A 14,367-nucleotide genomic window follows, 5' to 3' on the forward strand; every position below is an offset into this window, starting at 1 on the left:
TCAGGCCTCTCCCTCGTTCGGCGCGTTCTCACGTGCCGGGTTGATATCCATCGGGAAGACGTTGACCGTCTCGCCCGACCGGCGCGCCATGCTCGACAGGCTGTTGAGCGCCAGCATCACCGCGCCCACCACCGTCAGGAACACGCCCACGTCAAAGGCCATTGCGGTGGCCCATTCAAACTCCTCGATCGGCGGGAAATGCAGATAGCCGTAATCCGAGGTCAGGAACGGTCGCCCATTGAGCCACGCGCCGATGCCGGTCACGCTCGCGATCAGCACACCGAGGCCGATGGTAGCGTGATAGGTCACGCGCTGCCGGTCCTCCGCCCAGGCAAAGCCAGAGGCCATGTATTGCATCAGGAACGCGATGGCCACGATCAGACCGGCGATGAAACCGCCGCCCGGCTCGTTGTGGCCGCGCAGGAAGATGAAGGCCCCGACCATCAGCGCGATCGGCATCATCACGCGGGTCGCGACCACCATCATCAGCGGGTGACGGTCGCCCGCCTCGGCATAGCGATGCGCGTCCCAATTGGCGAGCCAGCGGCCCCCCGGCCCCTTGAGCACGGTTTCCGTCAGCGCGTAGATCACCAGCGCCGCGATGCCCAGAACGATGATCTCGCCATAGGTGTCAAAGCCCCGGAAATCCACCAGGATCACGTTGACCACATTGGTGCCGCCGCCGCCCTTGTAGGAGTTGGCCAGGTGGAAGGCCGAAATGCTCTCCTGCGCAAAGTCACGCACGAGGATGGCATAGGTCAGGCCGGTGACCGCCACGCCGCCGACAATGGCGATGCCTGCATCGCGCAACCGGCGCGCCGGGCTGCTTTCGGCTGGCGTCTCGCGCGGCAGGAAGTTGAGCGCCAGCAGCAGCAGGATGATCGTCACCACCTCGACCGAGATCTGCGTGAGCGCAAGATCGGGGGCCGAGAAATAGACGAAGCCGAGCGAGACCATCAGCCCGACGATCCCCATCAGCACCAGCGCGAGAAATCGGTTGCGGTGGAAGGCCACGAGGCAGATCGTCGCCAGCACAAGCAGCAGCCAGCCGATGGCGGGAATGAGGGTGACCGGCAGCGCCTCGCGCGTCGGGCCGAGCGCGTTGCCACCCGACCAGGCCAGCGCCCCGGCTATGATCACCGCGACGGCGAAAACGGCGGCGTTGCGCGTCAATGCGCCGTTGTGGATGCCGTCGGTCAGCGCGTTGGACAGCGATGTGGCGGCGCGGGTCACGGCATCGAACATCACCTTGGCCTCGGGGCGCGGCGTGGCGCTCCACAGCCGCATCAGCGGGCCATGCAGCGCCAGCAGTAGCGCGCCGCCCAGCACGGCTATGATCGACATCCACAGAGCGGGGACGAGCCCGTGCCAGTGGTAGATTTTCACATGAGGCTCGGCCTGCGTCACTGCCTGCGCCGTCACCTTCACCAGATCACCGGCAAAGGTCATCGGCATGACCCCGATCAGCACCACCAGCACCGTCAGAAAGGCGGGGGCCGCCCACATGCCGAAACCCGGATCATGCGGCTTTGCGGGGTAATCGTTGCGTTCCTTGCCGAGAAACACATGCGCGATGTAGCGGAAGGAATAGGCCACCGAGAAGAGCGCGCCGAGCGTCGCCACCGCGCCCATCAGCCAATGCGGCCCGATCCAGTGGGCATGCGCCACCTCTTCCAGCATCATTTCCTTGGAGAGGAACCCGTTGAGCGGCGGGATACCCGCCATCGACAGCGCCGCGATGGTGGCGATGGTGAAGGTGATCGGCATCAGGTGCCGCAACCCGCCAAGCCGTTTGATATCGCGGGTATGCGCCTCGTGGTCGATAATGCCAGCGGTCATGAAGAGCGCCGCCTTAAACGTCGCGTGGTTGATGATGTGGAACACCGCCACCACCGCCGCCGCCTTGGTACCAAGACCCAGAAGCATGGTGATCAGGCCCAGATGGCTGACCGTGGAGAAGGCCAAAAGCGCTTTGAGATCATCCTTGAAGAGCGCGATCTTGGCGGCCATCACCATGGTGATGAGGCCGGTCGAGGCCACGATCCAGAACCATTCCGGCGTGCCCGCCAGCACCGGCCACATCCGCGCCATCAGAAAGAGCCCCGCCTTCACCATCGTCGCTGAATGCAGATAGGCCGAGACGGGGGTGGGCGCAGCCATCGCGTGCGGCAGCCAGAAATGGAACGGGAACTGCGCCGATTTGGTGAAGCACCCCAAGAGGATCAGGATCAGCGCGGGCAGATACATCGGGCTGGCCTGAATCGCCTCTTTCTGTGTCAGGATCACGCTCAGGTCATAGCTGCCCGCGATATTGCCGAGGATCAGCATGCCCCCGATCATCGCGAGACCGCCGAGGCCGGTGACGGTAAGCGCCATCCGCGCGCCCTGCCGGCCCTCGGGCAGATGCTTCCAATAGCCGATCAGCAGGAAGGACGAGAGCGAGGTCAGCTCCCAGAAGACCAGCAAGAGCAGGATGTTGTCGCTGAGAACAATGCCCACCATCGCGCCCTGAAAGAGCAGCAGATAGGTGTAGAACTGCCCCATCGGGTCCTCTCGCGAGAGATAAAACCGCGCATAGAGGATGATCAAAAGGCCGATCCCGAGGATCAGCCCTGCAAAGAGAAGCCCCAGCCCATCCAGCATGAAATTGACGTTGAGCCCGAGCGAGGGCAGCCAGTCGATGCCAAAGGTCAGCACCTCGCCGCGCATCACTGCAGGCACGCACAGCAATAGCAGGATCAAGGCAAGAATCGTGGCAGAGGCGGTGAAGGCGGCGCAGGTGTTGCGCCCTGCCCGTATCATCAGCCCCGGAAAGAGCGCGCCAACAAAGGGCAGCGCCGCGATGATCGGCAAAAAACTCCCGGCGGTATCCATTCTGGTCCTGCCCCCCCTGTCCCTGTTTTCGACCTCGGTCTTGGCTACGCGATACACGTGCGCTTTTCGGGCCGTTTCAGTTGATCCACGGTAATATACGGCGTGTCTGCCCCGCCACAACCCGATATGTCACGATTTTTCGCACCCAAGCGCCACGCACACCTTGCACCGCTCAGGAGGCGGTGCTTTGCTGCATCTGCAAAACCGACAGGAAAACGCTCTTGCAAAACAGCCCTCACGTCTTTGCCCTGCGTGTTTACTATGAAGATACCGACATGGGCGGAATCGTTTATCACGCCAATTATCTAAAATTCATCGAACGCGCCCGAAGTGCATGGGTGCGTGATCTGGGCATTGACCAGAACACGATGCGCGAGCGGGATGGGTTGATCTTTGCGGTGCGTCGGGTCGAGGCGGATTACCTTGGGCCGTCGCGTTTTGACGACACGCTCGAGATCGAGACACGTACGCTGAGCATGTCCGGGGCGAGGCTGGTGATGGAACAAAAGGTAAAGCGCGGCGATGTCGAGGTCTTTGTTGCAAAGGTCACGATTGCCTGTCTCACGCTCGCAGGCAAACCCGTCAAGCTGCCTGCGGTGTTGCGCGCTGCGCCAAGTTGACTGCCCCGGCCTGGCTCTTGAGAGGCGTCTGGAAGCTGGTCAGGTGTTCTGGCTTACCACCCTCAAGTCGGGGGTGAGCGTCGTTGAGGCCGCGCCGAAATCGCGCAGCACCGCAGATTCGGGATGATCGTCCGGGATAATCGCCATATCGCCTTCCTCCCAATCTGCGGGCGTTGCAGCGCCGGTCCCGTCGCGCAGTTGCGGGGCCTTTGCCACGCGCAGCACCTCCTCTGTGTTGCGCCCGACAAACACCGGGTATTCAAAGATCATTCTCACCCGTTGTGACGGGTCAACAAGCAAGCTCTTGCGAATGGGCCATTCGACGGGTTCCTTGACGTGCAACATGCCAAAGAACAGAGCGTCGCCAATCCCATGCCGGGGTCATGCGCGCAGGCAAAATCGACATGGATCTTGGAATTCGATGTGCTCATGGTTCTGGCCGCCCGTACCAATGCCATCCTGTCGCGTGACCGGATCATTCAGTCGGTGCGTGGCGGCGATTGGTCGATCAGCGACCGGTCGGTGGACGGGATCATCAGCCGCTTGCGGCGAAAGATCTTCGAGGGCGACGAGGGCAACCGTCGTATAAAGACCGTGCATGGCCGTGGCTACATGCTGCTCGAGGGACAAATGGCCTGAACTGCTGGGATCGGCCTCACAAACCCGCTCTAATCCGGCAGATATCCGCCTGAACCGCTGCCGTGTGCCGGCACAAACCTGCGATACCGCAAGGATGCTGTTGGCTTTCGCTTTGGAAATAGGGTAGTTTGATGCGCAATAAGGCCGGGAAACGGCCACACACAAGCAGAGCAGGCAAATGGAAGCAGAAACCCTTGCATTGGCGCAGGAGATGGATTTCTCCATGTGGGCGCTGTTTGCGCGCGCCACCCTTATCGTAAAACTCGTGATGCTCATTCTGATCGTAGCGTCGTTCTGGGCATGGTCGATCATCATTCAAAAACTCATCACCTACCGGCGCGCGAGGCGCGAGGCCGACATTTTCGACCGCCGGTTCTGGTCGGGCGAGCCGCTCGATGGTCTGTTTGACGAGATCGGATCAGATCCTGCGGGCCAGTCCGAGCGGATCTTCGCGGCGGGGATGATGGAATGGCGGCGCAGTCATCGCACCGATGGCGAGCTTATTGCCGGCGCCACAGCGCGGATCGACCGCAGCATGGATGTGGCCATCGTCAAGGAATCCGAGAGCCTTCAAGGCGGGCTTCAGGTGTTGGCCACGGTCGGCTCCACTGCCCCGTTCATTGGCCTGTTCGGTACGGTCTGGGGCATCATGAATGCCTTCATCGAGATTGCGGAGCAGCAAAATACCAACCTGGCCGTCGTCGCGCCGGGCATTGCAGAGGCGCTTCTGGCCACCGGCCTGGGCCTTCTCGCGGCGATCCCGGCCGTGATTTTTTATAACAAGCTGAGCGCGGACGCCGACCGGATCGTCGCGTCCTACGAGGCCTTTGCCGACGAGTTCGCCACCATCCTCAGCCGCCAGTTGGACAGTTGAACAATGGGCGCGGGGGTTGTTCAGAAATCGGGCAATTCGGGCCGCAGGCGTCGCGGGCGCGGGCGGTCCAGACCGATGGCCGAGATCAACGTGACGCCGTTTGTCGATGTGATGCTCGTGCTTTTGATCATCTTCATGGTCGCGGCGCCGCTGATGGTCGTGGGCGTGCCCGTAGAGTTGCCCAAGACCGCTGCCAACTCACTGCCGGGCGAGGATGAAGAACCATTGACAGTCACCGTCACGTCCGAGGGCCGTGTGAGCATCCAGACCACCGAAGTGGCCCGCGATGAGCTGGTCGCGCGGCTGCGCGCCATCGCGACAGAGCGTGACAGCACGCGGGTGTTTCTGCGCGCAGACGGCGCCGTGCCCTATTCCGAGGTGATGCAGGTGATGGGCGCGCTCAACCGGGGCGGCTTTGCCAATATCGGGCTGGTCACGGATGCCGGCGGCCCGGCGCTGGACGGGCAGGGCGGCTAGGGGCGTATCTGGTGAACACCGGACAGATCATATCGGGCGCGGGCCATCTGGCATTGATCGGCTGGGCCCTGATCGGTGGTGCCTTTCGCTCCGATCCGCCGCCGTTCGAGGTCGTTCAGGCGACGACGATCTCCGCCGAGGAGTATGCCGCGCTTGTCGAGCGCCCGAGCGCGCCCGAGGCCGTTGCCAATGTCGACACGCCCGAGCCGCCCGCGCCGGGCGACGCGGCCCCGCCGCTGGCTTCCGAGCCCGATGCAGCCTTGCAGAGCAGCCAGCCCGAGCCGCGTGAGACACCCCCGCCTGACGCGGCGCCCGATGTGAGCGAGATCGCGCCTCCGGCACCGGCTGAGGTCGAGGACACGCCGCCCGCGCTTGAGCAGCCGCAAGAAGATGTGGCCGTCGTGGTGCCCGAGATATCGCCGCGTCCGCAGCCCCGCCCGGCCCCGCGCATCGCGCCCGAGCCGGTGGATCGTCCCGAGCCGGATGCTCGGATTGACGACGTGGTCAGCCCCGAGGTCACCCCCGAAGACGGTGCCGAGGTGCCACAGGAGCCGGCCGAGGCCACTGCCCCCGAAGAGGCGGCGAGCGAAATCGTGACAGAAGCCGAAGAGCCCGAACAGAGCGCGCCGACCGCGTCCCTGCGCCCGAGGCCACGCCCGGCGGCGCGCACCGAAAGTGCCGCGGTCGACACGCCGGAGCCATCCACCGAGGCCCCTGCGACGGATCAAGGCGCTGTCAACGACGCGCTCGCCGCCGCGCTCGGTGCGTCAGAGCCGACGCAAGACCGTCCGAGCGGCCCGCCTCTCACGGCTGGCGAAAAAGATGCGCTGCGGGTCGCGGTTCAGCAATGCTGGAATGTCGGTTCGCTCAGCACCGAGGCGCTTGGCACCACGGTTGTGGTTTCGGTGCGCATGGGCGAGAATGCCAGGCCCGATACCGGCTCGATCCGCATGCAGAGCTTCAGCGGTGGCGGCGACAGTGCGGCGAGACAGGCCTTCGAGGCCGCACGCCGGGCGATCATACGCTGTGGCGCACGCGGGTTTGACCTGCCGGTCGAGAAATACGACCAATGGCGTGACATTGAAATGACATTCAATCCGGAGAGTATGAGGATCAAATGATGCGTTTTATGATGAGCCTTTTTGCGGCCCTCACGCTTTGGGCCATGCCCGTGCAGGCCCAGGACAGTGGCCCGCTTCGGATCGAGATCACCGAGGGTGTGATCGAGCCGATGCCCTTCGCCGCGCCCGATTTTGTCGCTGACACAGCGGCCGGAACAGAGCTGGGGCGCAACATCGCCCGGGTCATCTCGGCGGATCTGGCCGGCACCGGCCTGTTCCGCCAGATCCCGGCCGAGGCGCATATCAGCCGAATCACCAGCTTCGAGAGCCCCGTGCAATTCGCCGATTGGCGCGCCGTCAATGCACAGGCTCTGATCACCGGCGCGGTCAGTGTCGATGGCGCGGGCCGAGTGGTGGCCCGTTTTCGCGTGTATGACGTGTTCGCCGGGCAAGAGCTGGGCTCGGGCCTGCAACTTGTCGGCACCCGCGACGGCTGGCGGCGCATCGCGCACAAGGTCGCCGATCAGGTCTATAGCAGGATCACCGGAGAGGGCGGGTATTTTGACAGCCGCGTGGTATATGTCTCCGAGAGCGGCCCCAAGAATCAACGCGCCAAGCGGTTGGCGATCATGGATTACGACGGGGCCAACTTGAAATATCTCACCGACAGTTCCAGTCTTGTCCTCGCGCCGCGGTTTTCCCCCACAGGCGACCGGGTGCTTTATACCAGTTACGAGACGGGGTTTCCCCGCATCTACGTGCTCGACGTGGCGAATGTCGGCCGCCGTGTGCTGCCCACACAAGACGGCACCATGAGCTTTGCACCGCGCTTTTCCCCGGATGGGCGTTCGGTGCTCTATTCCCTGACGCAAGGCGGCAACACCGATCTCTTCGTCATGGATATCGGCAGCGGGTCCAGCACACGGTTGACCAACGCGCCCTCGATCGAGACCGCGCCGAGCTATAGCCCCGATGGCCGCCAGATCGTGTTCGAGAGCGACCGTTCTGGCACGCCGCAACTCTACATCATGGCGGCAGGCGGCGGCGAGGCGCGGCGGATCAGCTTTGGCCAGGGCCGCTACGGTACTCCGGTCTGGTCGCCACGCGGCGATCTCATTGCCTTTACCAAGCAATCCAAGGGCCGCTTTCACATCGGTGTCATGCGCACCGATGGCAGCGAAGAGCGTCTGCTGACCGCGTCCTTTCTCGACGAGGGGCCGACATGGGCGCCGAATGGCCGGGTGATCATGTTTACCCGCGAGACGCAGGGCGCGCAGGGGCAGGCAAGCCTCTATTCGGTAGACATCACCGGGCGCAATCTCAAGCAGGTCTCGACCAATGGCGGGGCAAGCGATCCGTCATGGGGGCCATTGCAGGACTAAGGCGCGACGCGCCCCGCGTTTCCTTGGCGCGCGGGCTGTGGTATCAAACACCAAGGCATATAACAAACGGGGCTGAAATGACCTATCTGAGCAAGACATTCCTTCTATTCGCAGGGCTGGCACTGGCCGCCTGTACAAACCCGGACCGGTTCGATGATGCCACAGGTGCGGGGCTCGACAGTGGCGCGGCCAGCGGGCTGACCGGCGCGGCCTCGGATCCGGCCTCGGCGGCCTATTTCCAGCAGGCGGTTGGTGATCGCGTGCTCTTTGCGGTCGACCAGTCCAACCTTGGCACACAGGCGCAAACCACGCTCGATGGCCAGGCCGAGTGGTTGATGACCAACCGGGATTTCACTGCGATCATCGAGGGCCATGCCGATGAGCAGGGCACGCGGGAATACAACCTCGCACTTGGCGCGCGCCGCGCCAATTCGGTGCAGGAATACCTGATCAGTCGGGGCGTCGCCGCGGATCGTCTGCGTGTGGTGAGCTATGGCAAGGAGCGGCCTATCGAGATTTGCAGCAATGAGGCCTGCTATGCCAAGAACCGCCGCGCGGTGACCGTGCTCGCGGCCGGTCCCACAAGCTGAGCCGATCAAGGGAGAGAAGGTCATGCGCCGTTTCGCGATAGTGCTTGCTTTCGGGGTGTTTGCGGTGCCTTTCGGGGCAACGGCGCAATCCGCCGAGACCCTTGCCGATATCCGCCAGGAATTGTCGGTCGTGTTTGTCGAGTTGCAAAGGCTCAAGCGAGAGCTGAGCACGACGGGGGGGGTGGGTGAGATGTCCGGCGGTGGGCCTTTGCTCGATCGCGTCAATGCCATCGAAAGCCAGGTGCAACGTCTGACCGCCAAGACAGAACAGCTCGAATTTCGCATTGATCGTGTGGTCGAAGACGGCACCAATCGCGTTGGCGATCTCGAGTTTCGCATTTGCGAGCTCGAAGAGGGCTGTGATATCGCCAACCTTGAGCCCGGGGATACGCTTGGCGGCGCAGAGCCTGTGACGGGTGGCGCTGCTGCGGCGGAACCTTCGCCTACGGCGCCCGCGTCCGGGACAGAGAGCGATGACCCACAAATGGCTGTCGGCGAGCGTGACGATTTCGAGCGTGCCGAGGCGGCGCTTGCGGCAGGAAATCATGTGCAGGCGGCGGAAGGCTTTGCCGAGTTTCTCTCGGCCTATCCCGGCAGCCCGCTGGCCGGTCGCGCCGGGCTGTTGCGCGGCGAGGCTCTTGAAGAGGCAGGCCAGCAAAGTGCTGCGGCGCGGGCATATCTCGAAAGTTTCAGCACGGCGCCCGATGGGGCCGAAGCGCCTGAGGCGCTGTTTCGACTGGGCCGCGCGCTCGGGCGTCTTGGTCAAAGCGAGGAAGCCTGTGTGACACTGGGCCAAGTGGCGGCACGCTATCCCGACGCAGCGGCTGTCGATGCGGCGCAGTCCGAGATGAGCCGCCTGGGCTGTTCGTGACAGGGCCCGATGCGGCGCTGGCGGCGCGCGTCGCGGGGCATTTCAACGACGATCCGCCCGAACGGCTCGGTGTGGCTGTGTCCGGAGGCAGCGATTCACTGGCGCTGCTTTTTCTTTTGCAGGAATGGCAGCGTTCGGGCGGACCCGTTTTGCATGCGGTGACGGTCGATCATGGATTGCGCCCCGACGCGGCTGCGGAAGCGATGCAGGTGGAACGTATTTGCGGCCAGTTGGGCATCGCGCACGTCACGCTGCATTGGCGGGGGTGGGACGGCAAGGGCAATCTGCCCGACCACGCACGGCGGGCGCGGTACCGCCTCATTGCGGACTGGGCCGAGGCAAATGGAGTGCGCGATGTCGCAATCGGCCACACCCGCGACGATCAGGCCGAGACATTTCTGATGAGGCTGGCGCGCGGCGCTGGGCTGGATGGGCTGTCCGCGATGCGTGCTCGTTGGACGGATGGCCGGGTGACCTTTCATCGGCCGATGCTCGGCCTTGGACGCGCCACGCTGCAAGAGTATCTGCGGGCGCGCGGCCAGACGTGGACCGACGATCCGACCAATGCCGACACTGCATATGAGCGCCCGCGCGCAAGGGCCGCGCTTGCGGCGCTTGCGCCGCTTGGCCTTGATGCCGACAAGCTCTCGACCGTCGCGCAGACCCTCGCAGAGGCGCGAACGGCGCTCTACCACGCGGCTCATGCGGCCCTGCGCGATCTGGGTGACATAGAGGCAGGCGATCTGCTGCTGCACCACGACGGGTTCAACGCCGTGCCCGACGACGTGGCGCGACGCGTTTTGCAGGCGGCTCTGCGCTGGCTCAGCGGTGCAGATTACGTCCCGCGGGGTCAAGCTCTCACAAATCTTCTTGTGGCGGCACGTGCCGGGCAGGCGATGACGCTGCAGGGCTGCCTTTTGTTGCCTGCGCAGCATGGCCGCCTTCGCCTGACGCGCGAATTTGACGCGGTCAAGGCGCTGCGGGCACCGGCCCACGCGCTTTGGGATGGCCGCTGGAGGGCCGATGGCCCCGACATCACCGGCGATATCGAGATCGCGGCGCTCGGCCCAGAGGGCTTGGCCCGGTGCCCCGACTGGCGTGGCAGTGGCCTGCCGCACGCCTCGGCCCTGGCCACCCCCGGTCTATGGAAGGGGAGCACACTGGTCGCCGCCCCGCTGATGGGTTGGACCAACGGCTGGACGCTCAAACTCGATCGCGACCGGGACAAACTGCTCGCCATGCTATTATCTCATTGAAGATAGGGCTGTGATCTCTATTTATGATCTACATGCCCCGTGCTAGACGCACCGGGATCAGAATTTTGGGAGAGAATCCTTGGGTAACGCAAGAAATATCGCCTTTTGGCTGGTGCTGTTCCTGTTGATCCTCGCGCTGTTCAACCTGTTCAGTGGCTCGGGCAACACACTTCAGAGCCGTTCGGTGTCATATTCCGAATTTGTCGAGGCGGTCGATGACGGCTCGGTGAGCCAGGTCACGCTCGATGGCGAAACCGTGCGCTATCGCGGCTCTGACGGGCAGGATTACGCAACGGTCAAGCCCGAGGATGCAGAGATCACGCAACGTCTGATCGATGCCGGAATCCCGGTCAAGGCCGAGAGCCAGGAGCAATCCGGCTTTCAAACCTTCATCGTGTCCCTGCTGCCGTTCCTGCTGCTGATCGGCGTGTGGATCTATTTCATGAACCGCATGCAGGGTGGTGGCAAGGGCGGGGCCATGGGCTTTGGCAAATCCAAGGCCAAGATGCTCACCGAAAAGCAGGGGCGCGTGACCTTTGACGACGTGGCTGGCATCGACGAGGCCAAGGAAGAGCTGGAAGAGATTGTCGAATTCCTGCGCAACCCGCAGAAATACAGCCGTCTTGGCGGTCAGATCCCCAAGGGTGCGCTTCTGGTGGGCCCGCCGGGCACCGGCAAAACGCTGCTGGCGCGGGCGATCGCGGGCGAGGCGGGTGTGCCGTTCTTCACCATTTCGGGCTCTGACTTCGTGGAGATGTTCGTGGGTGTTGGCGCGTCCCGTGTGCGCGACATGTTCGAGCAGGCCAAGAAAAATGCGCCCTGCATTGTTTTCATTGACGAGATTGACGCCGTGGGCCGCCACCGTGGCGCGGGCTATGGCGGCGGCAATGACGAGCGCGAGCAGACGCTCAACCAGCTGCTTGTCGAGATGGACGGTTTCGAGAGCAACGAGGGTGTGATCATCATCGCCGCCACCAACCGCAAGGACGTGCTAGATCCGGCGCTGCTGCGTCCCGGCCGCTTTGACCGTCAGGTCACCGTGCCCAACCCCGACATCAAGGGGCGCGACAAGATCCTCAATGTGCACGCTCGCAAGACGCCGCTTGGCCCCGATGTTGACCTGCGCCTGATCGCGCGTGGCACGCCGGGCTTCTCGGGTGCGGATCTGGCCAACCTCGTCAATGAGGCCGCGCTGATGGCCGCACGGGTGGGGCGCCGTTTCGTCACCATGGTCGATTTCGAGAACGCCAAGGACAAGGTTATGATGGGGGCCGAGCGCCGCTCGATGGTGCTGACCGACGACCAGAAGGAAAAGACCGCCTATCACGAGGCCGGGCATGCGGTTGTGGGTCTTGCCCTGCCAAAATGCGATCCGGTCTACAAGGCCACGATCATTCCGCGCGGCGGTGCGTTGGGCATGGTGGTCAGCCTGCCCGAGATCGACCGGCTGAATTGGCACAAGGCCGAATGCGAGCAAAAGCTGACCATGACCATGGCCGGCAAGGCCGCCGAGATCCTCAAATACGGCGAGCAGAACGTCTCGAACGGCCCGGCGGGCGACATTCAGCAGGCCAGCGGGCTGGCGCGCGCGATGGTGATGCGTTGGGGCATGTCCGACAAGGTGGGCAATGTCGATTACGAGCAGGCGCATGAGGGCTACATGGGCAACGGTGCCGGTGGCTTTTCGATCTCGGCCCATACCAAGGAGCTGATCGAGGACGAGGTCAAGCGCATGATCGACGGAGCCTATCAGGAAGCCAAGACAATCCTCGAAGATCGCCACGACGAATGGGAGCGGCTGGCGCAGGGTCTTCTGGAATACGAGACCCTGACCGGCGAAGAGATCAACCGCGTCATCCGGGGCGAGCCGCCCGAGGCGGGCGACGGCGACGGGGGGGCCGCCGAGGCGGCAAAACCCTCGGTCACGGCCATTCCCAAGACCAAGCCGAAATCCTCGCCAGATGGCGGAGACGGCGGGCTGGAGCCAGAGCCCTCGACGTGAGCCCGACACACGCCAAACAGGACTGGAACCCCGGAGCCTATGCGCGATTTCGGGACCAGCGTCTGAGACCCGCGCTCGACCTCTTGAATGCGGTCGGGCAGATGGGCGCGGGGGATGTCGTCGATCTGGGTTGTGGCAACGGCTCCATGGCCGAGGCGCTGCGGGCTCGCTCGGGTAACCGCACGCTTGTCGGTGTCGACAGCAGCCCCGCCATGCTCGACAAGGCGCGTATCTCTGGCGGTTATGACGCGCTGCAACAAGGCGACATTGCCGATTGGCACCCGCGCCGCGCGCCGGGTCTCATCTATTCCAACGCGGCGCTGCATTGGGTGGGTGGTCACGAGGTCCTGATGCCGCGGCTCGTCCGGATGCTGGCCAAGGGGGCGACGCTTGCGGTGCAGATGCCGCATCAAAACAAGGCACCGTCGCATCGCGTGTGGCTTTCGCTGGCGGAAGAACTGTTTGCGGGACGCGTCGAAAAGATGGGCACGCCCGGTGTCATGTCCCCCGTGAAATACGAGGAATTATTGGCTCCGATGGGTCAGTTTCGTCTGTGGGAGACCGACTATTACCAGCGCCTGACAGCAGAATCGGGCAGCCATCCGGTGCGGCGCTACACAGAGAGCACCTACGCCCGCCCGGTGCTTGCGGCGCTGGACCCGGATGAAAAGGCCGATCTCATCCGCCGCTACGAAGAAGTGATGCACACGGCCTATCCGGTGCGCGCCGACGGCACCGTGCTCTTCCCGTTCCGCCGTATGTTTTTCACCCTCACCGTCTAAGGCGGCTCGAGGTGGATGCACAGGCCGCAGGAACCAAGCTTCAACAGAGAAAGAGATATGCCCAGATGCCAGCTTTGATTCCGACGCAGTACGAAGGGCGGATCACGTGGCTGGGCCGGGTGACAAACCGCAAGGCTACGCTCGCAGCCGAGGCTCTCGATGCGGTTGACGTGACCTTTGCAGGCATCGCGGGCGAAGAGCATGCCGGCTTGACCCGGCCCTCGTGCAGCCGGGTACTGTCACAACATCCGCGTGACACCGAAATTCGCAATGTTCGTCAATTCTCGATCCTGTCGGCAGAAGACTTGAGAGCGATCGCCGAGACCATGGGCGTAGACCGTATCAATCCGGCATGGGTCGGAGCGTCGATTGTTCTTGAGGGTTTGCCCGATCTCACACATCTGCCGCCCTCGTCGCGGCTACAGGGGCCGGATGGTGTGACTTTGGTCGTCGACATGGAAAATCGCCCATGCCAGTTGCCCGCCCGCGTGATCGAAGACCACGCGCCGGGCTTTGGTGCCCGTTTCAAGCGCGCGGCTCAGGGACGGCGCGGCATCACCGCATGGGTCGAACGAACAGGCCGGATGGCGCTTGGAGACGTGATGCGCCTGCACATTCCTGATCAACCGGTCTGGTCCGAACTTGCGCAAGCGCGAGGCGCCCTGCTCTGAGGCGCATACGGTTTCCGATGCGAAACCGACCTGCGACAGCCCGCCGCAACGAGGTCTGGATGTGTCGGATTCGCATGCTGAGGGCGGCTGCCGAAACGTTATAGCCGAAGTCGAACCAACCGCCCTGACGGGCAGCACAAGGACCGATCATGAGCTACAAGAGTGACATTGAGATTGCGCGTGAGGCGCGGAAGCGTCCGATTCAGGAGATCGGGGCGAAGCTCGGGATATCGAGCGACGATCTTCTGCCTTACGGGCATGACAAGGC

General features: G+C 63.6%; 15 protein-coding genes. 13 read left to right on the plus strand and 2 right to left on the minus strand.

Going from position 1 to position 14,367, the window contains the following annotated elements:
• The gene (locus Q0X85_RS18985; protein WP_297774638.1) at window positions 1–2,874 is read right to left on the minus strand and encodes a monovalent cation/H+ antiporter subunit A; all 2,874 of its coding nucleotides are present in this window, start codon (window positions 2,872–2,874) and stop codon (window positions 1–3) included.
• Between the two features lie 221 nt (window positions 2,875–3,095).
• On the opposite strand from Q0X85_RS18985, the gene ybgC reads away from it, so the two are divergent.
• Window positions 3,096–3,494: a tol-pal system-associated acyl-CoA thioesterase gene (gene ybgC, locus Q0X85_RS18990; protein ID WP_297774639.1), complete on the plus strand. Its 399-nt coding sequence runs from the start codon at window positions 3,096–3,098 to the stop codon at window positions 3,492–3,494.
• Window positions 3,495–3,533: 39 nt separating this feature from the next.
• Here ybgC and Q0X85_RS18995 read toward each other — a convergent pair whose 3' ends face one another.
• Window positions 3,534–3,764: a hypothetical protein gene (locus tag Q0X85_RS18995; protein ID WP_297774641.1), complete on the minus strand. Its 231-nt coding sequence runs from the start codon at window positions 3,762–3,764 to the stop codon at window positions 3,534–3,536.
• Window positions 3,765–3,830: 66 nt separating this feature from the next.
• Here Q0X85_RS18995 and Q0X85_RS19000 point away from each other — a divergent pair, with 66 nt between their 5' ends.
• The 12 genes from Q0X85_RS19000 to Q0X85_RS19055 form a co-directional block, all read left to right on the plus strand.
• Window positions 3,831–4,133 (plus strand): winged helix-turn-helix domain-containing protein, encoded by a 303-nt coding sequence (locus tag Q0X85_RS19000; RefSeq protein WP_297774643.1) that lies wholly within the window; start codon window positions 3,831–3,833, stop codon window positions 4,131–4,133.
• 178 nt (window positions 4,134–4,311) lie between these two features.
• The gene (gene tolQ / locus Q0X85_RS19005; RefSeq protein WP_297774645.1) at window positions 4,312–5,007 is read left to right on the plus strand and encodes a protein TolQ; all 696 of its coding nucleotides are present in this window, start codon (window positions 4,312–4,314) and stop codon (window positions 5,005–5,007) included.
• A 3-nt stretch (window positions 5,008–5,010) separates the two neighbouring features.
• The gene (gene tolR, locus Q0X85_RS19010) at window positions 5,011–5,484 is read left to right on the plus strand and encodes a protein TolR (protein WP_297774646.1); all 474 of its coding nucleotides are present in this window, start codon (window positions 5,011–5,013) and stop codon (window positions 5,482–5,484) included.
• A gap of 11 nt (window positions 5,485–5,495) precedes the next feature.
• Entirely contained in the window at window positions 5,496–6,605 is a 1,110-nt protein-coding gene (locus Q0X85_RS19015) for an energy transducer TonB (protein ID WP_297774648.1), read from the plus strand.
• Window positions 6,602–7,927 carry a Tol-Pal system beta propeller repeat protein TolB gene (tolB, locus tag Q0X85_RS19020; RefSeq protein WP_297774649.1) on the plus strand — a complete coding sequence of 442 codons (1,326 nt, stop codon included), beginning with the start codon at window positions 6,602–6,604 and terminating at the stop codon, window positions 7,925–7,927. The genes Q0X85_RS19015 and tolB overlap by 4 nt, the downstream gene beginning before the upstream one ends.
• Window positions 7,928–8,004: 77 nt before the next feature.
• Window positions 8,005–8,517, plus strand: a complete 513-nt coding sequence (gene pal, locus Q0X85_RS19025) for a peptidoglycan-associated lipoprotein Pal (RefSeq protein WP_297774651.1) — start codon at window positions 8,005–8,007, stop codon at window positions 8,515–8,517.
• A gap of 22 nt (window positions 8,518–8,539) precedes the next feature.
• Complete coding sequence (ybgF, locus tag Q0X85_RS19030) at window positions 8,540–9,388, plus strand: tol-pal system protein YbgF (protein ID WP_297774652.1); 849 nt, start codon at window positions 8,540–8,542, stop codon at window positions 9,386–9,388.
• A complete protein-coding gene (tilS, locus tag Q0X85_RS19035) occupies window positions 9,385–10,644 on the plus strand; it encodes a tRNA lysidine(34) synthetase TilS (protein WP_297774653.1) in 1,260 nt (419 codons plus the stop codon). Before ybgF ends, tilS begins: the two co-directional genes overlap by 4 nt.
• 79 nt (window positions 10,645–10,723) lie before the next feature.
• The gene (gene ftsH, locus Q0X85_RS19040) at window positions 10,724–12,646 is read left to right on the plus strand and encodes an ATP-dependent zinc metalloprotease FtsH (protein ID WP_297774655.1); all 1,923 of its coding nucleotides are present in this window, start codon (window positions 10,724–10,726) and stop codon (window positions 12,644–12,646) included.
• Window positions 12,643–13,428, plus strand: a complete 786-nt coding sequence (locus Q0X85_RS19045; protein ID WP_297774656.1) for a methyltransferase domain-containing protein — start codon at window positions 12,643–12,645, stop codon at window positions 13,426–13,428. Before ftsH ends, Q0X85_RS19045 begins: the two co-directional genes overlap by 4 nt.
• Before the next feature lie 65 nt (window positions 13,429–13,493).
• Window positions 13,494–14,099: an MOSC domain-containing protein gene (locus tag Q0X85_RS19050; protein WP_297774658.1), complete on the plus strand. Its 606-nt coding sequence runs from the start codon at window positions 13,494–13,496 to the stop codon at window positions 14,097–14,099.
• Window positions 14,100–14,248: 149 nt separating this feature from the next.
• Window positions 14,249–14,367, plus strand: a 119-nt coding sequence (locus Q0X85_RS19055) for a formate--tetrahydrofolate ligase (protein WP_297767964.1), incomplete at its 3' end; no start/stop codon positions are given.

The sequence above is a fragment of the uncultured Roseovarius sp. genome (genome assembly GCF_947259555.1).
In the GTDB taxonomy this organism is placed as follows: domain Bacteria; phylum Pseudomonadota; class Alphaproteobacteria; order Rhodobacterales; family Rhodobacteraceae; genus Roseovarius.